Source organism: Parvibaculum sp., assembly GCF_019635935.1.
GTDB lineage: Bacteria > Pseudomonadota > Alphaproteobacteria > Parvibaculales > Parvibaculaceae > Parvibaculum.
Map to the genome: position 1 here is coordinate 101107 of NZ_JAHBYN010000001.1, position 16703 is coordinate 117809.

Below are 16703 nucleotides of genomic sequence, written 5' to 3' on the forward strand. Positions count from 1 at the left end.
GGCGTCAGGACAGCGTCGCAAGCGCTTCCGGCTTGAACGGCAGCAACTGATCGAAGGCGCCCTGATGGACCTTGTGGGTCCATGCGGGATCGACCAGCAGCGCCCGGCCGACGGCCACGAGGTCGAATTCGCCACGCTCCAGCCTGTCGAGCAGGTCGTCGATGCCGGTGGCCTCGGACGCCTCGCCCATGAAGGAGCCGATGAATTCGCCGGACAGGCTGACGCTGCCGACCGTGATCGAGGGCTTGCCGGTGAGCTTCTTGGTCCAGCCGGCGAGGTTGAGATCGGAACCCTCGAATTCCGGCTCCCAGAAGCGGCGCTGCGAGCAGTGGAAAGAGTCGACGCCCGCGTCGGACAGCGGCTTCAGGAAGGCCGCCAGCTCGTCCGGCGTCTGCGCGAGCTTCGCCGTGTAGTCCTGCTGCTTCCACTGCGAAAAACGCAGGATCAGGGGGAAGTCCTTGCCCACCTCGCGGCGGATCGCCTCGATGATGTCGACCGCGAAGCGGGTGCGGCCGACCATGTCGCCGCCATATTCGTCTTCGCGCTGGTTTGTCCCCTCCCAGAAGAACTGGTCGATGATATAGCCATGCGCGCCGTGAACCTCGACACCGTCGAAGCCGAGCGCGCGGGCATCCGCAGCGGCACGGGCAAAGGCATCGATCGTGGCCTTGATCTCGGCTTTCGTCATCGGCTCGGAGAGCGCCTTGCCGGGCTTCGCGAGACCTGAGGGGCCGTGGCTCGGCAGGTCGGTGTTGGTGGCCTTGGCCGGATTGCGCATCATGCCCACATGCCAGAGCTGCGGCATGATCTTGCCGCCGGCGTCATGGACCTCCTCGACGACACGCTTCCAGCCCTTGAGCGCCGCTTCGCCCCAGAACTGCGGTACGTTGGGATCGCCCGTCGCGACCGGAGTGTTGACCGTCGTGCCCTCGGTGACGATAAGACCGCACTCGGCCTCGGCGCGGCGGCGGTAATAGGCGGCGACCTCCGGCCCGGGAATGCCGCCAGGCGACTTGGAACGGGTCATGGGAGCCATGACGACCCGGTTGGGCAAGGTCAACCCGTTCAGCGTGAAAGGCTCGAATAGCGGCGCGACGGAACGGCTCATGGAGGTCTCCTGAAAGCGGTGAATGTCGATGCCCGCCATATTGGGAATTTACCGGCGAATGGCAATGCCGGTCGTGAAATCAGGACATTCCGGCCGCAGGGTTTTCGCGCCGCCGTTTCACCTGTTAGAATTGTGCAATGTACCGGGGAGTGCGACGACGTGATGGAAGTTAACCGGCAGGCCAAATTTCGCATCGGCCAGATTGTACGCCACAGGTTCTACCCCTTTCGCGGCGTGATTTTCGACGTCGATCCGACCTTCAACAACACGGAAGAGTGGTGGTTGTCGATCCCCGAGGAAGTGCGTCCGCGCAAGGACCAGCCCTACTATCACCTGCTGGCCGAGAATGCGGAGACCGAATACGTCGCCTATGTCTCGGAGCAGAACCTGCTGCCCGACGAATCCGGCGAGCCGGTGCGTCATCCCCAGGTCCATGAGCTGTTCGGGACGCTTCAGGGCGGCGTCTACGCGATCCGCGCAAAATCCGCGCATTAGCGCCGGTCTCCATGCTAATCAGGTAGCGGAACACCGCCCGGCGAAGAGGCGCGTGTCGTCAGGGGAAAGGCTCACGGCGTTGCGGCGCGATCGAAGACCTTATCTTGTCCGCCGGATCGTCAACGGCTGGGTGCGCTTTTATACGGAGCGTTTTCTGGTGCCGGGTTTCGATGCGCTAGGCCCCGGCCTCGACGTCACGAGCCCGTGGAACATCGAATTATGGGGCGGCGGCATCTCGGCCGGATCGCATCTTCACCTACATGCGGCGAAGGGAAACTTCGTGCGCATCGCGACATGGCGCACCGGCGACCGCGAGGGCCGCATCGAGATCGGCGACAATGTGCTGATCAGCCCCGGCACGCATATCGTCGCTTCCGACCGCATCGTCATCGGCAGCGACACGATGATCGCCAGCCAATGTTACATCTCGGATTCCGACTGGCACGACACCTATGACCGCACGGCCGAACTGGACAAGCATCGTCCAATTGTTATCGGCCGCAATGTCTGGCTGGGCGTGCGGGCGATCATCGGCAAGGGCGTGTCGATCGGCGAAAACAGCATTATCGGCGCCGGCGCCGTGGTCACGCGCGATATTCCGGCGAACTGCATCGCGGCGGGGAACCCGGCCCGTGTCGTTCGTGAACTCGATCCGTCGCGTGGTTTCCGCACGCGCGCCGAACTCTTTGGCGACTACGAACGTCTCCAACGCGACATGGACAATCTGACGCGTTTTCTCGCGCGCGAGAACACCGTTCTCGGCTGGTTGCGCAGCATCGTCGCGCCGACGCGCGCCGATTAGCGTCAGGACTTCTTGGGCATCGGTATGGCGGCGATGGCCTTGGTGATGCCGTCGAGCTTGACCGGAACCTTTGCATCTCCCTTTCCGACGATCCGGAAGACAACCTCCATCTGGTTGCCACCCTTCATTGCCTTCAACCGCTCATCGGTGAGCATGATTTCCGTCTGGCAGCCGCCGGGGATGCAGAACAGGAATTGCTGGCTGAAGCTTTGCTTGCCGTCGATCGTCCAGCCGATACCGTTCGGCAGGAATGTGCCGAGCGGTGTCACCGCGAAGAGGAAGAGTTCGTTCTCGCCATCGGCATCCGTGTCCTGCGGGCCGTAGGTGATGCCGAGATAGAGCAGCCGTTGCTTGTCCTCGCCGATCGCGACATTGACAAAGGCGTGGCAACGCTTGTCCGCGTTTTCGTTCACGTCGCAGCGCGTGCTCCATGTCCCGAAATTCTGAATTGTGGGCTCTGGCGCTCCCGATTGAGCGCTGACGGGAGCGATGCCAGCCACGGAAAGCAGAGCCGCGGCGGCGACGCCGGACAACAAACGTCGAAGAGACATGACGAAGTTCCTTTTCGAATCGGACAAGATGAGCGGCGGACCGGTTTCCGTCTCCGGTGCGGGCTCCGCCGCCACCGAACTCTGGTAAACTCGCATTTCGGCATAAACAAGGCACCGGAAATCTTTGAAAAACCTCGAAATTTGCTTAACGCTGTAGACAAGACCGGGCGCCGCCATGCGCGGCGTCAATCGAATTCAAAGGAACGCGCCTTGTCCGCCCCCCTGCCCGCGCCGCTCCGGCCATGTCTCGCCCTGTTTACGGTTCTGGCCTTCGTCCTGACGGCGTTCTCAGCGCCGGCCGCCGCTCGCCACGCAATCGCCATGCATGGCGAGCCGCTTTACCCTGAAAATTTCACGCATTTTTCCTATGCCAATCCCGACGCCCCCAACGGTGGTTCCATAACCTATGGGGCAACCGGATCTTTCGACAGCTTCAACCCTTTCATCGTGCGCGGCACATCGGCCATCGGCCTGCGCGAGCATGTGTTCGAGAGCCTGCTGGCGCGGGGCTACGACGAGGCATTTACGCTCTATGCCCTGCTGGCGGAGAAAGTCGAGGTGCCGGACGACCGGAGCTGGATTTCCTTCACGCTGAACCCCGCCGCGCGATTTTCGGACGGCAAGCCGGTGACGGTCGAGGACGTGATCTATTCGCTCGAAACGCTGCGCGACAAGGGGCGCCCGAATTTCAAAACCTATTATTCGAAGGTCGAACGCATCGAGCGTCCCGGTCCCCGCACGGTGAAATTCGTCTTTGCGGACGATGGCGACCGGGAAATTCCGCTGATCCTGGGTCTGATGCCGATCATCCCGAAACATGTTTACGAGAAGCGCGATTTCGACCGCTCGGGATTCGAAATGCCTGTCGGCAGCGGTCCCTATATCGTCGGAAATTTCACGCCCGGCGCCCGGATCGTCTATCGGCGCGACGAGAACTACTGGGGCGCCGGCCTGCCGGTGAATGCCGGTCACTACAACATCGACCGGATCACCTACGAGTATTTCCGTGACGCCAATGCGTCCTTCGAGGCCTTCAAGGCCGGTGTCTACCATGCGCGCGCCGAGGACGATCCGGGGCGCTGGACCAACAGCTACGGCTTTCCGGCAATGCGCCAGGGAAAGGTTCGGAAGGAGATATTCAAGAGCGGTATGCCGTCGGGAATGCGCGCACTTGTTTTCAATACGCGCAAACCCGTGCTCGCCGAGAAGAACGTCCGGCTCGCCTTGATCCGGATTTTCAATTTCGACTGGGTCAATCGCAATCTCTATCACGGGCTCTACGTTCGTACGCAGAGCTTCTTCGACAATTCGGAATTGGGTTCGCATGGGCGCCCCGCGGGCGACCGCGAACGCGCGCTGCTGGCGCCCTTCCCCGGCGTTGTATCGTCGGAAATCATGGAACATGGCTGGCATGCGCCCGCCGGCGACCCGACAGGTCAGGACCGGGAAAACCGGGCCGTAGCCATCGCCTTGTTGCGGGAGGCGGGTTATGAACTGCGAAATGGCGCAATGACCGAGATTGCCACCGGGCGCCCGCTGAAGCTCGAAATACTCGTCGCGACACCGGACGACGAGCGCCTCGCACTGACCTATGCGACGATGACCCGGCGCATCGGCATCGACATCGTCGTGCGCAACGTCGATCCGAGCCAATACCAGGAACGGCGCAGCAATTACGATTTCGAATTGATGTTCAACGGCTGGTTCTCTTCCCTGTCGCCAGGCAACGAACAGACTTTCTATTGGGGATCGGAGGCCGCGGATGCGCCCGGCACACGAAACTACATGGGCGCAAGGGAGCCGGCGATCGATGCGATGATCGAGGCGATGCTCGAAGCACGCGCGCATGAGGATTTCGTCGCCGCCGTCCGCGCGCTTGACCGCGTGTTGTTGTCGGGCGCCTACATGATCCCCCTCTTTCATCAGCCCGATCAGTGGCTCGCGCTGTGGAACAAGGTAAAAGTGCCGGAGAAAATATCTCTCTATGGCTATCGCAGCGGAACATGGTGGATAGAGGAATAAGTACGATGAACTTGTCATCCCGGTTGCCCGAAGACTGGCGACCCCGCATGAAGCTGCCGCTGGTCGCGGCGCCGATGTTCCTGATCTCGGGTCCGGAACTCGCGCTGGCAGCCTGCCGCGAAGGCGTCATCGGCTCCTTTCCGACACCCAATGCGCGCACCGTCGCGGTGCTCGACGAATGGATGGACAAGATCACGCGCGGCCTCGGCGCCAAAGACGCGCCCTGGGCCGCTAATGTCGTCGTGCATCGCTCGAATACGCGGTTGGACGAGGATCTCGACCTCGTGGTTCGTTACAAGGTGCCGCTGGTCATCACGGCGCTCGGCAGTCCGCGCGCCATTGTCGAGCGTGTGCACGATTACGGTGGTCTCGTATTCGCCGATGTGAACTCGGTTCCCTTCGCGCGCAAGGCCGCGGCTGCCGGCGTCGACGGGCTGGTGCTGGTGGCGGCCGGCGCCGGCGGGCATACCGGCCAGATGACCGGGTTTTCCTTTGTGCCAGCGGTGCGCGAATTTTTCGACGGGTCGATCATACTGGGGGGCGGCATCACCGACGGCGCCGGCATTCGCGCCGCCGAAGTGCTTGGCGCCGACCTCGCCTATATGGGAACGCGCTTCATCGCCTGCACCGAAAGCCTCGCGGTCCCCGAATATCGCGACATGCTGGTCGGTTCGACCGTCGACGATTTGATCCTGACCCGCGCAATCACCGGCGTCGCCGCCAACTGGCTGAAACAGAGCATCGCGCGGGCCGGTATGGACCTCGACGCGATGGAGAAGAACCCCGACATCGACTTCACCGATCCGCAATCCGGCGCCAAACGCTGGGCGCAGGTCTGGTCGGCGGGCCACGGTGTGGGCATGATCGACCGGGTCGAGACGGTCGCGAGCCTTGTTGCGCGGCTGCGGGAGGAATACGAGCAGGCGAAGAAACGGTAAGGACGAAAAGTCCGCGACGTGTTTTGGGAGGAACGCTGAACATGATTCTGGCATCGAAGCAGGACATCGAGACCCATACCCGCGCCAGTTGGTGGGGAACCGAAACCATCGATGCGCGCTTTCGCGCCAATGCGGCGGCAACATCCGGTCGTCTCGCTGTTGCCGACCCGCCGAACCGCGCGGAAATCGACGGCGGCGAGCCGCGCCGCCTGACCTATGGCGAACTCGCGGACGAAGCCGACAGGATCGCCACCGCTTTTCTCGCCGCCGGGCTGAAGAAGGACGATGTGCTGGCGGTGCAGCTCCCGAACGTTGTCGAACTGGTGGCCGTCTATCTTGCCGCCTGGCGCATCGGCCTCATCGTCACCCCGGCGCCGGTGCAATGGCGCGCCCATGAGCTTGGCGATGTGCTTGCATTTGCCGGCGCGAAAGCGGCCGTGACCGCGCGCAGCATACGCGGCCACGATCACGCGGCAATGTTCGAGAGCCTGAAGCCGAAACTCACGGCGCTCGCGAACATCTTCGTGATCGGCGAAACGCAATGGCCGGCCGCCGATGCCGCCCGTCTCGACGCGGCGCCGAAAGCCGATGCAAACGACGCCGCGACCATATGCTGGACGTCGGGCACCGAAGCGCGGCCCAAGGGCGTGCCGCGGAGCCACAATCACTGGATGATTGCCGGCGTTGCCTGCGCCGATGCCGCGGAACTCCAGCCCGGCGACACGGTGCTGAACCCTTTCCCGCTGGTCAACATGGCTGCGATTGGCGGCTGCTTCATGCCCTGGCTGCTGACCGGCGGAACGTTGGTGCAGCACCATCCGTTCGATCTTCCGGTTTTCCTGAAACAACTCGTCGGCGAGAGGATCGCCTACACGGTTGCGCCGCCCGCGGTGCTTTCGCTACTGCTCAAAGAAGAAAAGCTGATGGCCTCGCTCGACCTCTCGGCGGTGCGCAGCATCGGCTCGGGTTCGGCGCCGCTTTCGCCATGGATGGTGAAAACCTGGCAGGAGCAATACGGCCTGCCCATCGTCAATATCTTCGGTTCGAACGAAGGCACCTGCCTGATCTCCGGCGCGGGCGATGTACCGGACCCCGAGGAACGCGCGCAGTTCTTCCCGCGCTTCGGCGTCAAGGGCCTCGACTGGCCCGCAAAGATCGCCACCGCCATCGAGACCAAATTGATCGATTTGCAGACGGGCGCGGAGATTTACGAACCCGGCAAGCCGGGCGAATTGTTGATCAAGGGCGCAACGGTCTTTGCAGGCTATTACCGCGCCGGCGACGGCGGCGGTCCCACGGACGCGATCGACAAGGATGGATTCTTCCACACCGGCGACGTCTTCGAGATTGCCGGGTCCGGCAACCGTTACTACCGCTTCGTCGAGCGCGCCAAGGACATCATTATCCGCGGCGGCATGAACATCTCGCCCGGCGAAATCGACGGGTTGCTGGCCGGCCTGCCGAAAATCAAGGAAGCGGCTGTCGTCGGTTATCCCGATGCGGTGATGGGCGAGCGCATCTGCGCGGTTGCGGTCCCCGCCGAAGGCGAAAGCGTGACGCTGGACGACATCCGCGCGCATCTGATGAAAGCCGACATCGCGGCCTACAAGCTGCCGGAGCGGCTGGAACTTGCCGACGCCCTGCCCCGCAATCCGCTGGGCAAGGTGCTGCGGCGTCAACTCAGGGAGATGATCGGAGCCTAGCCGCGATTTCCGCGCTCGAGCCACTGCGCGCAATCGGGCGTCAGGACGCGTTCCTTTGCCGCCTCGTAGCGTTCGAGGTCTTCGTCGGTCAACACCGAGCGCCAGCGTTGGTTGGTGCCCTTGTAGAAGAAGCCCTTGGCGCCGTCCTTGAACATCATGCTGAGCGGATCGCCGGCCGCGACTGCGCCCGCGCGCATGGCCTCGAGCGACGAGGCCTCGGCGACCGCGGCGATGTCGGCCGGTGTCAGGTCGATGCCGACGAATTCGGCGAGACGCCGAATCTCACCGGCGAGATCGGCCTTGAGGTCGTTGTAGTGGACGAAATGGACATTCGGTTCGTCGCGTAGCCGCCACCAAGTCGCCACGTGGTGCATGTTTCCCCACCAGGGCCAGCCTTCGGACTCCCAGTCGAACCAGCCGCGCGTGATCCAGTTCTTCCACAGCGCGCGAACATCGCCGTCGTAGCGCGGAATCGGTTCGCCGACGCGGCCCGGCGTTTCGTTGAAGGCCGCATAGGCCTCGTCCGTGAATTGATCGTAGTGATTGACCAGTGACATGAAAACGTCGCGCGGATCGCGTCCGACAACGACATACCGGACGTTGCGCCAGACGGGCAGGCCGTCGGCCGCCAGGTGCGATTTCAGCACACGGCGATGCGACATGGCGGCAAGTTCGGCCAACTGATCCTCCAGCACGACCGGAAACATCCGCGCGTCGATCCAGTAGTCCATCGGTGGCGGCGGCACGCCGTCCTTGAGCGCCAGCATGTTGTAGAAAATGCCGAGCGTCCATGTCGTCCCGGATTTGTAGGAAGTCGTGACGATGACGTCCCCGTCGTGCGGTTCGAACCCGCGCCAGCGTGTCGAGTCGATCGTGTGGTTCTGGTAGACGCGCGTGACATTTCCCGGCCAAGACATGGTCGCTCCCCCCTGCAACGCAATAGCAATGTCTGTGATCAGTCGGCCGCCTGGTTGAGAAGCTTCAGCCGCGCCTTCTTCAAGGTGCGGGTCTTCTCGGTCCACTCATGTATGGCTTGCGCCGCACGGTTGCCCTCGGCGGTCATGATCTCGTCATGCTTGGCGTCGCGTACGGTAATCTCGCAGGCAAGGCCGTTCGGATCGAAGAAATAGATCGAGTGACAGAAGTGATGGTCGATCGGACCGAACACCGGCACCTTCGCTTCCTTGAGACGCTTGATAAAGGTCTGGACTTCATCCATCGAGCCGACTTCAAAAGCGAAATGATAATCCTCGATGCCGTCCTTCATCTCGAACACACCGTCGCTGGCGCTTGTCGGTTCGTCAAAAAAGGCGATGAAACGCCCGTCGCCCATCTCGAAGAAGAGATGCATGAAGGGACGGTCCTTGCCGGACGGATCCTTGTCGAAGGCGAGCGCCGCAGCCGGCTTCAGACCCAGAAGGTCGCAATAGAACTTGCGCGTCTCCTCGGCGTCGCGGCAGCGATAGGCAATGTGGTGAAAACCAGTGATCTTCGGCGCCGGCGTTTTCGCCTCGCCGACATGATCGACCGTGCCCAGAAGTGCGTTGCTCATCCTTCCCTCCCCGAAAGGCGATGACGATGAACCAAGGCTACGCCCGCCGCGCCGCGAAGGCCAGAGGCCCTAGAGCGGCTCACGCGCGAAAATCGCCTCGAGACTGGTCATGTTCATGCCGTGCTTGACGTAATTGTAGGGCGTCACGTTGACCGACTTTATGAGGCTGCGCTGAATCTCGGTGCCGACGCTCCCGTCGGCCGCCGGCACCATGTCGAAATCGATGACATTGATGCAGGCCGGGTCCTGCTCGAAAGCCTGCACGGCCTTGAGGCCTTCCTTCAGCGAGCAGCCCGTGGCCGACCAGCCCAGGATCAGCCGGTTGGTTCCTTCATGGGCAGCCACCAGCATCGTGTGCCAGCCGGGTTCGGCCAGCAACCGCGTGATGGCGCCGACGGTGCGCCGCTGCGCCTCGGCGAAAACCTCGCCGCCTTCGAGCATCGTCGCGCCGGGCTCGCCCGCCGTCTCGAAGTAATAAGCCATCTTGGCCGCAAGCTCCGCCCGGCTCTTCACATTGCCGAAGCTGCCGCCATGAATCTCGATCAGATCGGGTTCAACTTCGAGAAACGGGACCTCGACCGTTTGTTCGGCCAGCACCTGCTCCGCCGTTTGCCGCGTGCGCGGCACGCCGGAGCACACAGCGCGATCGAACCGCACATGGGAAAGCGCCTTGCCCGCGGCGGTCGCCTGCTCCTGCCCGAGCGGCGTCAGCGGCACTACTTTCGTGTCGCCGCCCGCCGCCAGGATTTCCGGTCCAAAATAGTCGACATGGCCGTGGCGCATCAGGTAGATGCGCCGCCGCCCCGTCGTGCCGGGAAGTGCGCTCAAATCGCTTCCGCCTTTTTCAACGCCTCGACATCGGCGCCCGAGAAGCCCCAGTCCTTGAGCGCGCTTTCGGTATGCTCGCCGATCTGCGGCGCCGGGCCCTGGATTTTCGATTCCGTGCGCGAGAAACGCGGCGCGACATTGGGCTGCGCCACGCCGTCGATCTCGACAATGGTCTGGCGCGCCTTGTTGTGCGGATGGTCCTTGGCTTCCTTGATCGAAAGCACCGGCGCAAAGCAGATGTCGGTGCCTTCCATGATCTTGCACCACTCGTCGCGCGTCTTCGTCTTGAAGACCGCTTCGATCTTCTTTTTCATCTCGGGCCATTGGCCACGATCCATCTGCGCATCCCAAAGGCTGTCGGTAAGGCCCGCCTTCTCGCGCAGGATCGCGTAGAATTGCGGCTCGATGGATCCGATCGAAATCCACTGACCGTCCTTCGTCTCGTAGGTGTCGTAGAAATGCGCGCCGCCATCGAGCATGTTGGTGCCATGCGGCTCCTGCCACATGCCGGACGCCGTGAAACCATAGAACATCGCCATCAGCGAGGCGGCGCCGTCCGTCATCGCGACATCGACGACCTGGCCCTTGCCGCTGCGCTGCGCCTCGACAAGCGCGGCGAGCATGCCCATCGCCAGATAGAGCGCGCCGCCGCCGAAATCGCCGACGAGATTGAGCGGCGGCACCGGCTTTTCGCCCGGACGGCCGATTGCATGCAGCGCGCCGGTGAGCGAGATGTAGTTGATGTCATGGCCAGCAGCCATCGCCAGCGGCCCGGTCTGGCCCCAGCCGGTCATGCGGCCATAAACGAGCTTCGGGTTGCGCTTCAGGCAGACGTCGGGGCCGAGGCCGAGCCGTTCCATCACGCCGGGGCGGAAGCCCTCCTGCAGGATGTCCGCCTTCTCGATCAGCTTCAAGCAGGCTTCGACAGATTCCGGCTTCTTCAGATCGAGCGCCACCGAGCGCCGTCCGCGCGAGCCGATGTCGAATTTCGAGCCGCCGCGGGCGCCCTTGCGGTCGATGCGGATCACTTCGGCGCCCATGTCGGAAAGCAGCATGCCGCAGAACGGGCCCGGCCCGATGCCTGCGAATTCGACAACCTTGATGCCGCTCAGCGGTCCGCTACCCATGACATGCTCCCTTGAATTTCGGCCAAAGCCTTTTGTTGGATGTGATTTGTACAGGCTGTTTTTCAGGCCGTAAACGCCGCCCGATTTGACGCAAGGGCGGGCTGGCGCGGGCTCCCTTGCCGGATTTCGTATCCGCCTCTACAAACGCGCCATGCCCCTGCCCGCTCCCGCCATCGCTCGCGGCTATACCGGCGAGCCCTGCCCCGCATCCTTCAACATCGCGCGCTATTGTCTGGCGCGCGCGGCGAAGGAGACGCCGGACAAGATCGCGTTGATCGTCGTCGGCGACGCCGACGCGCCGCTGGAAAACGCGGAACGCTGGACCTATGGCGCGCTCGACGAGGCGGTGCGCCGCGTTGCGGCAGGATTGCTGGCGGAAGGGTTCGCTCCCGGCGAGCGATTGATGATCCGGATGCCCAACACGTCCGACTATGCGCTGCTTTTCTTCGGCGCGCTGGCAGCCGGGATCGTGCCGCTGCCGTCCTCCTCGCAACTCACAGCCGAGGAGGCCGATTTCCTGCTGTCGGATTCAGCCGCTTCCGCCGTTGCGCTCGCACCCGGCATGACCATGCATACGAATGATGCCAAGGTGATCGACGCGGCCATGCTTGAGCGGCTGAAGGCGCACGCACCGCGCGTCGCATATGCGGACACGGCGGCAAACGACCCGGCCTTCCTCGTTTACACGTCGGGCACCAGCGGCCGCCCGAAAGGCGTGCTGCATGCGCATCGGAGCGCCTGGGGCCGCCGGCCGATGTACCAAGGCTGGTACGGCATCGAAGCCTCCGACACGATGCTCCACGCAGGCGCCTTCAACTGGACCTATACGCTGGGCGTCGGCCTCACAGACCCGTGGGCCAACGGCGCAACGACCGTCCTCTACAATGGCGAAAAGGACGTGCAGGTCTGGCCGAAGCTGATGGAAAAAACGCACGCCACGCTCTTTGCCGCCGTGCCAACACTTTATCGCCAGATTCTGAAATATTGCGACCTCGCGGCGCATGACATTTCCGCGCTGCGCCACGGCCTGACGGCCGGCGAGGCGCTGTCGCCAGCCTTGCTCGACCAGTGGTGTGCCGCGACCGGCAAGGAACTCTACGAGGCACTCGGCATGTCGGAATGCTCAACCTATGTCTCGACCGCGCCGGGCATGGAAATTCGCGCCGGCAGCCCCGGACGGCCGCAACCCGGACGCTGCGTTGCAGCTTTACCTGTGGAGGGTGGCTCGGAGCCGTTGCCTTCGGGTGAAGTCGGTCTGCTTGCCGTCCACCGTTCGGACCCCGGCCTGATGCTGGGTTATTGGCGGCGTCCCGACGAGGAAGCGGAAGTCTATCGCGGCGAATGGTTCATCGGCGGCGATCTCGCGAGCTTCGATGACGCCGGATACATGCACTATCACGGCCGCGCCGACGATTTGATGAATGCGATGGGCTATCGTGTCTCGCCGCAGGAAGTCGAGGCGGCGCTCGCGACACATCCGGATGTGCAGGAAGTCGCCGTCACGGAGCTGAGGGTGCGGGACGATTTGTCGGTGATCGCCGCCTTTGTGGTTCCGAAGGAGGCTTCCGAACCGGACGCCGCTTCGATCCTCGGCTGGGCCGATGCGCGACTTGCAGCCTACAAACGGCCCCGCGAAGTCGTGTTCGTCAGCGGATTGCCGCGTACCGCCAACGGCAAGGTGATGCGCCGGGCGCTTGCGCGAAGCTAGTGGTGGTAGCGATAGGCGACCGGTCGTTCCCGTGGCAGGAAATCCGGCAGCGCCTCCTCCATCGTCGGTTCGGGCTCCGGCTCGGCGGCGAATGTGACCTGCACTTGCTGGAAGCGTTCGACAAGAGATGCCGTCGCCGTCACCGGGTTTGCATCAAGCACCCAGACGCAAAGAAAAAATCCCCCAACAATGCCCATCAGGAAATTCGACACGGGGCCCTGGTCCTCCTCATTCGCTACGCAACACAGTTAAAATCTTGCGCAACGAAATGGAAAACTCAAGTAGAATCAATGGGTTGTGTCAAAAAGATACAGCGAAATGGTTAATCTGCAATCGCGTCATGCGCGATACGTACGGATTCCGGGGGTTCGCGGCCCGCGAGGCTCACCATAACGATCGTCAGTGTAGCGACAATAAAGCCCGGCAGGATTTCATAGAGATCGAACAGGCCACCCGCGAGTTGCTTCCAGACGATCACGGTGACGGCGCCGGCGATCATGCCGGCAAGCGCGCCGTTGCGCGTCATGCGGCCCCAGAAGAGCGACAGGATCACCACCGGACCGAACGCCGCGCCGAAGCCCGCCCAGGCATAGGCGACGAGCGCCAGCACCGTGCTGTCGCGGTCAAGCGCCATCAGGATTGCCGCGAGCGAAATCGCCACCACCGACAGCCGGCCGACGGTCAGCAATTCACGCGCCTCGGCCTTCGGCCGGAAGATGCGCTTCCAGAAATCTTCGGCGATGACGCTCGACGAAACGAGAAGCTGAGAGGAAACCGTGCTCATCACCGCGGCGAGAACGGCGGCGAGCAGCACCCCGGCGACAAGCGGGCTGAACAAGGCTTGCGACAACGCGAGGAAAACGGTTTCCGGATTTGCGAGCGGCGCGGCAGCGAAATATCCGATTCCCGCAATTCCGGTCGCTATGGCGCCGTAAAGCGCCAGCACCATCCATGTCATGCCGATCAGCTGCGCGCCCGGCAACGCCGCCTCGTCGCGGATTGCCATGAAGCGCGCCAGAATATGCGGCTGGCCGAAATAGCCGAGGCCCCACGCCATCAGCGACACCGCACCGATGAAGGTTATGTCGTGGAACACGTCGAGGGCGCCCTGAGGCCCGGCCTCGGCCGCTCCTGCGAGCGCCATCTCGAACCCGCCGGTCGCAGACATGGCAACGGCGGGCACGATCAGCAGCGCGAGGAACATCATCACGCCCTGCACCGTGTCGGTCCAGCAGACGCCGAGAAAGCCGCCGATGGCAGTGTAGCTGAGGATGCTGACGGCGCCGATGGCCAGCGCCCAGTGATAGTCGAGGCCGAAAACCTGTTCGAACAGAATGGCGCCCGAAACGAGCCCGGCCGATGTGTAGATCGTGAAGAATACCAGAATGACGAAAGCGCTCGCCACGCGCAGCACACGGCTCTTGTCGGCAAAGCGGTTCTCGAAATAGTCGGGCAGCGTCAGCGCATCGCCCGCCGCCTCCGTGTAGCGCCGGAGCCGCCGCGCGACGAAGCGCCAGTTGAGCAGTGCGCCCGCGACCAGCCCGACCGCGATCCAGACCTGGTTGAGGCCATAGAGGTAGACCGCGCCCGGCAGACCGAGCATCAGCCAGCCGCTCATGTCGGAGGCGCCCGCCGAAAGGGCCGCCACCCAACGGCCAAGCTGCCGCCCGCCGAGAATGTAGTCTTTGAGATTGTTGGTGATGCGGTAGGCCGCCGCGCCGAGCGCCAGCATCGCCACGAGATAGACCGCAATGGTCAGCGGCAACGTTGCGCTCATCGGGTTCTGAGCCAGCCGATGGCCGATGCGACAATGGCGAGCGCCGGCAAGGCGAGCACCAGCCAGCTTTCGACAGTCAATCCACCGATCATCGGGCCCCCTTTCGCGGGGAGCCCTACATCGGAGGCAGCCCGCCTGCCCGACTTAGCCAGCTAGGGTTGCGATGATCAAGAGGTTCGATGGGTTCGGCTGATCCCGCGGCGATGGTCTGGATGCCGCGGTCGCGATGGACGCCCGCATACTGGCCCTTGTGGCCGCGCGGGCGCTCGCCGTGATACTCCGCCTGAAGATGGTCGTGGGCCGCAGCAATCTTGTTGCTGAAGCCGAAGACGGCTTCAGCCGGATTGATCCCATAGGTCCATGTGCAGGCCAGGAAGCCCAGGACGAAACCTGCGACGAGTTTTCCCACGACGTGTCCTTCCGTTGCTCGCGAAGCAACATTCGGGGAAATTATGGGCTCTCATGCTTAATGAAGCGTTACCGGCGATCTGCAGATTCAGCCATCTCAGAGCGATTGCCCGTCATCGACCGTGAACAGGGAACCGGTGATGAAACGTCCGTGATCGGACGTCAGCAACAGCAGCGTCCCGTCCAGGTCTTCCTCGACCCCGAGCCGCCGCCGCGGCCAGCTCTTGATCTGCTTTTGTCCGCCTTCGGTGCCGAACCAGTCGGAATTCAGTTCGGTCTCGATGAAGCCCGGACACATCGCATTGACGTTGATCTGGTGGCGGGCCCATTCCTTGGCCAGCGACCGCGTCATCATCCCGACGGCGGCCTTGGTCATGCAGTAAATCGTCAGCCCGGGCAAAACCGTGTGAGCGCCGATGGAGGCGATGTTGACGATGCGGCCACCCGCGCCGCGCGCCATCATTGACCGGCCGGCGGCCTGCGCCATGAAAAAGGCACCGCGCACATTGGTGTCGAACATCGTGTCGAAACCCTCGGGCGTCACCTCGGCCGGAAGCGCCTGCACATTCATGCCCGCATTGTTGATGAGGATGTCGACGGGTCCGAGTGTGCCTTCGGTCTCCGCCATGCAGGCCGTGATGCTGGCCGGATCCGTGACGTCGAGCGCGATTGCCGCCGCCGTGCCGCCCATCGCCTCGATCTCGGATTGGAGAACGGTGAGCCGTTCGACACGCCGCCCGGTGATGGCGACCTTTGCGCCCGCCTTCGCCAAAACCAGCGCGAAGCGCCTGCCGAGCCCGCTGGTCGCACCGGTCACCAGCGCTACCTTGCCGCTGAGGTCGTAATCCGGGAGCCTGACTTCGGTTGTCTCGCCCATTGCGCTATAGCCTCCAGCCATTTGATTTTGCAGGACTCTTCGCAAGCGCCGCCGATCCCGTCAAGAAGCGGCCCGGTCGAGCCTTGCGGCCCCTGCGTTCCCGGCCGCATAATCGCCCATCGGAAACGCACGACGGAGGCCGGAAATGCAACTCGATGTCGTCTCGGATACGGTCTGCCCGTGGTGCTATATCGGCAAGAAGCGCCTCGACCAGGCGCTGGCGATGCATGGCGGTAACAATATCGTACTGGCCTGGCGGCCGTTTCAGCTCGACGCTTCGATCCCCGAAGGCGGCGTCGACCGCAAGGCCTACATGGAAAAGAAGTTCGGAACCGAGCGGGCAAAGGAAGTCGGCAACACCATTCGCGACTTCGGTGCGGCGGTCGGTATCGCATTTCGTTTCGACCGTATCGAGCGCTCGCCCAATACGCTCGACAGCCACCGCCTGATCCGCTGGGCCGGCACCGCCGGCCGGCAGGACGAGATGGTCGATATTCTGTTCCGTCGCTATTTCGAGGACGGCGAAGACATCGGCGCGCGCGATGTGCTGGTGGACGCCGCCGCGGAGGGCGGCATGGACGCCGATATCGTGCGCGATCTGCTCGCCGGCGACGCCGACAAGGAACTCATCCGCCGCGAGGACATGACGGCACGCGAACTCGGCATTCAGGGCGTTCCGAGCTTCGTCATCAATTCAAAATGGGTGATGGTCGGCGCGCAGGAACCGAAAACGCTGGTGCGCATGTTCGACAAGTTGCTGGCGAAAGAGGCCGAGGAAGCTGCGAGCGCCGCTCAATAAGCTCAGAG

The 16703-nt window shown here is 63.2% G+C and carries 17 protein-coding genes; 7 read left to right on the forward strand and 10 right to left on the reverse strand.

Going from position 1 to position 16703, the window contains the following annotated elements; translation table 11 throughout:
- Window positions 1-4: 4 nt before the first annotated feature.
- Window positions 5-1108 (reverse strand): NADH:flavin oxidoreductase, encoded by a 1104-nt coding sequence (locus KF719_RS00565; protein ID WP_293506210.1) that lies wholly within the window; start codon window positions 1106-1108, stop codon window positions 5-7.
- 162 nt (window positions 1109-1270) lie between these two features.
- Between KF719_RS00565 and hspQ the strand changes: the two genes are divergently transcribed.
- Window positions 1271-1603 carry a heat shock protein HspQ gene (gene hspQ, locus KF719_RS00570; protein WP_293510537.1) on the forward strand — a complete coding sequence of 111 codons (333 nt, stop codon included), beginning with the start codon at window positions 1271-1273 and terminating at the stop codon, window positions 1601-1603.
- Window positions 1604-1655: 52 nt separating this feature from the next.
- Window positions 1656-2405 (forward strand): acyltransferase, encoded by a 750-nt coding sequence (locus KF719_RS00575; protein ID WP_293506212.1) that lies wholly within the window; start codon window positions 1656-1658, stop codon window positions 2403-2405.
- Between the two features lie 2 nt (window positions 2406-2407).
- On the opposite strand, the gene KF719_RS00580 is transcribed toward KF719_RS00575, so the two are convergent.
- Window positions 2408-3145: an invasion associated locus B family protein gene (locus KF719_RS00580; protein ID WP_293506214.1), complete on the reverse strand. Its 738-nt coding sequence runs from the start codon at window positions 3143-3145 to the stop codon at window positions 2408-2410.
- Window positions 3146-3166: 21 nt separating this feature from the next.
- Here KF719_RS00580 and KF719_RS00585 point away from each other — a divergent pair, with 21 nt between their 5' ends.
- The 3 genes from KF719_RS00585 to KF719_RS00595 are packed head-to-tail and all read left to right on the forward strand — an operon-like array spanning window position 3167 to window position 7619.
- A complete protein-coding gene (locus KF719_RS00585) occupies window positions 3167-4978 on the forward strand; it encodes an extracellular solute-binding protein (RefSeq protein ID WP_293506216.1) in 1812 nt (603 codons plus the stop codon).
- Between the two features lie 5 nt (window positions 4979-4983).
- Entirely contained in the window at window positions 4984-5916 is a 933-nt protein-coding gene (locus KF719_RS00590; protein WP_293506218.1) for a nitronate monooxygenase, read from the forward strand.
- 41 nt (window positions 5917-5957) lie between these two features.
- Window positions 5958-7619: a class I adenylate-forming enzyme family protein gene (locus KF719_RS00595; RefSeq protein WP_293506220.1), complete on the forward strand. Its 1662-nt coding sequence runs from the start codon at window positions 5958-5960 to the stop codon at window positions 7617-7619.
- On the opposite strand, the gene KF719_RS00600 is transcribed toward KF719_RS00595, so the two are convergent.
- The 4 genes from KF719_RS00600 to KF719_RS00615 form a co-directional block, all read right to left on the reverse strand.
- Entirely contained in the window at window positions 7616-8536 is a 921-nt protein-coding gene (locus KF719_RS00600) for a sulfotransferase domain-containing protein (protein ID WP_293506222.1), read from the reverse strand. The two genes, KF719_RS00595 and KF719_RS00600, sit on opposite strands and share 4 nt — an antisense overlap.
- Before the next feature lie 38 nt (window positions 8537-8574).
- Window positions 8575-9171 carry a VOC family protein gene (locus tag KF719_RS00605; protein WP_293506224.1) on the reverse strand — a complete coding sequence of 199 codons (597 nt, stop codon included), beginning with the start codon at window positions 9169-9171 and terminating at the stop codon, window positions 8575-8577.
- 69 nt (window positions 9172-9240) lie between these two features.
- Window positions 9241-9999, reverse strand: coding sequence for a histidine phosphatase family protein (locus tag KF719_RS00610; protein ID WP_293506226.1), 759 nt, complete (start codon window positions 9997-9999; stop codon window positions 9241-9243).
- The gene (locus tag KF719_RS00615; protein ID WP_293506228.1) at window positions 9996-11126 is read right to left on the reverse strand and encodes a CaiB/BaiF CoA-transferase family protein; all 1131 of its coding nucleotides are present in this window, start codon (window positions 11124-11126) and stop codon (window positions 9996-9998) included. The genes KF719_RS00610 and KF719_RS00615 overlap by 4 nt, the downstream gene beginning before the upstream one ends.
- A gap of 151 nt (window positions 11127-11277) precedes the next feature.
- On the opposite strand from KF719_RS00615, the gene KF719_RS00620 reads away from it, so the two are divergent.
- Window positions 11278-12834 (forward strand): AMP-binding protein, encoded by a 1557-nt coding sequence (locus KF719_RS00620; RefSeq protein WP_293506230.1) that lies wholly within the window; start codon window positions 11278-11280, stop codon window positions 12832-12834.
- Here KF719_RS00620 and KF719_RS00625 read toward each other — a convergent pair.
- From KF719_RS00625 to KF719_RS00640, 4 genes are all read right to left on the reverse strand, one after another.
- Window positions 12831-13046 (reverse strand): hypothetical protein, encoded by a 216-nt coding sequence (locus KF719_RS00625; RefSeq protein ID WP_293506231.1) that lies wholly within the window; start codon window positions 13044-13046, stop codon window positions 12831-12833. The genes KF719_RS00620 and KF719_RS00625 overlap by 4 nt on opposite strands.
- 110 nt (window positions 13047-13156) lie before the next feature.
- Window positions 13157-14611, reverse strand: coding sequence for a sodium/proline symporter PutP (gene putP / locus KF719_RS00630; RefSeq protein ID WP_293506232.1), 1455 nt, complete (start codon window positions 14609-14611; stop codon window positions 13157-13159).
- A 115-nt stretch (window positions 14612-14726) separates the two neighbouring features.
- On the reverse strand, window positions 14727-15020 hold the full coding sequence (locus tag KF719_RS00635; protein WP_293506233.1) for a hypothetical protein: 294 nt from the start codon (window positions 15018-15020) through the stop codon (window positions 14727-14729).
- A 96-nt stretch (window positions 15021-15116) separates the two neighbouring features.
- Window positions 15117-15896: a glucose 1-dehydrogenase gene (locus KF719_RS00640; protein ID WP_293506234.1), complete on the reverse strand. Its 780-nt coding sequence runs from the start codon at window positions 15894-15896 to the stop codon at window positions 15117-15119.
- A 145-nt stretch (window positions 15897-16041) separates the two neighbouring features.
- Here KF719_RS00640 and KF719_RS00645 point away from each other — a divergent pair, with 145 nt between their 5' ends.
- Window positions 16042-16695 (forward strand): DsbA family oxidoreductase, encoded by a 654-nt coding sequence (locus KF719_RS00645; RefSeq protein ID WP_293506235.1) that lies wholly within the window; start codon window positions 16042-16044, stop codon window positions 16693-16695.
- Window positions 16696-16703: the final 8 nt, after the last annotated feature.

Excerpts from the sequence above, each read along its gene's own strand:
- hspQ (WP_293510537.1), top strand. The coding sequence starts at position 1,271 with ATGGAAGTTAACCGGCAGGCCAAATTTCGCATCGGCCAGATTGTACGC.
- KF719_RS00640 (WP_293506234.1), bottom strand. The coding sequence starts at position 15,896 with ATGGGCGAGACAACCGAAGTCAGGCTCCCGGATTACGACCTCAGCGGC.
- putP (WP_293506232.1), bottom strand. The coding sequence starts at position 14,611 with ATGAGCGCAACGTTGCCGCTGACCATTGCGGTCTATCTCGTGGCGATG.
- KF719_RS00605 (WP_293506224.1), bottom strand. The coding sequence starts at position 9,171 with ATGAGCAACGCACTTCTGGGCACGGTCGATCATGTCGGCGAGGCGAAA.
- KF719_RS00565 (WP_293506210.1), bottom strand. The coding sequence starts at position 1,108 with ATGAGCCGTTCCGTCGCGCCGCTATTCGAGCCTTTCACGCTGAACGGG.
- KF719_RS00615 (WP_293506228.1), bottom strand. The coding sequence starts at position 11,126 with ATGGGTAGCGGACCGCTGAGCGGCATCAAGGTTGTCGAATTCGCAGGC.
- KF719_RS00595 (WP_293506220.1), top strand. The coding sequence starts at position 5,958 with ATGATTCTGGCATCGAAGCAGGACATCGAGACCCATACCCGCGCCAGT.
- KF719_RS00620 (WP_293506230.1), top strand. The coding sequence starts at position 11,278 with ATGCCCCTGCCCGCTCCCGCCATCGCTCGCGGCTATACCGGCGAGCCC.
- KF719_RS00590 (WP_293506218.1), top strand. The coding sequence starts at position 4,984 with ATGAACTTGTCATCCCGGTTGCCCGAAGACTGGCGACCCCGCATGAAG.
- KF719_RS00600 (WP_293506222.1), bottom strand. The coding sequence starts at position 8,536 with ATGTCTTGGCCGGGAAATGTCACGCGCGTCTACCAGAACCACACGATC.
- KF719_RS00645 (WP_293506235.1), top strand. The coding sequence starts at position 16,042 with ATGCAACTCGATGTCGTCTCGGATACGGTCTGCCCGTGGTGCTATATC.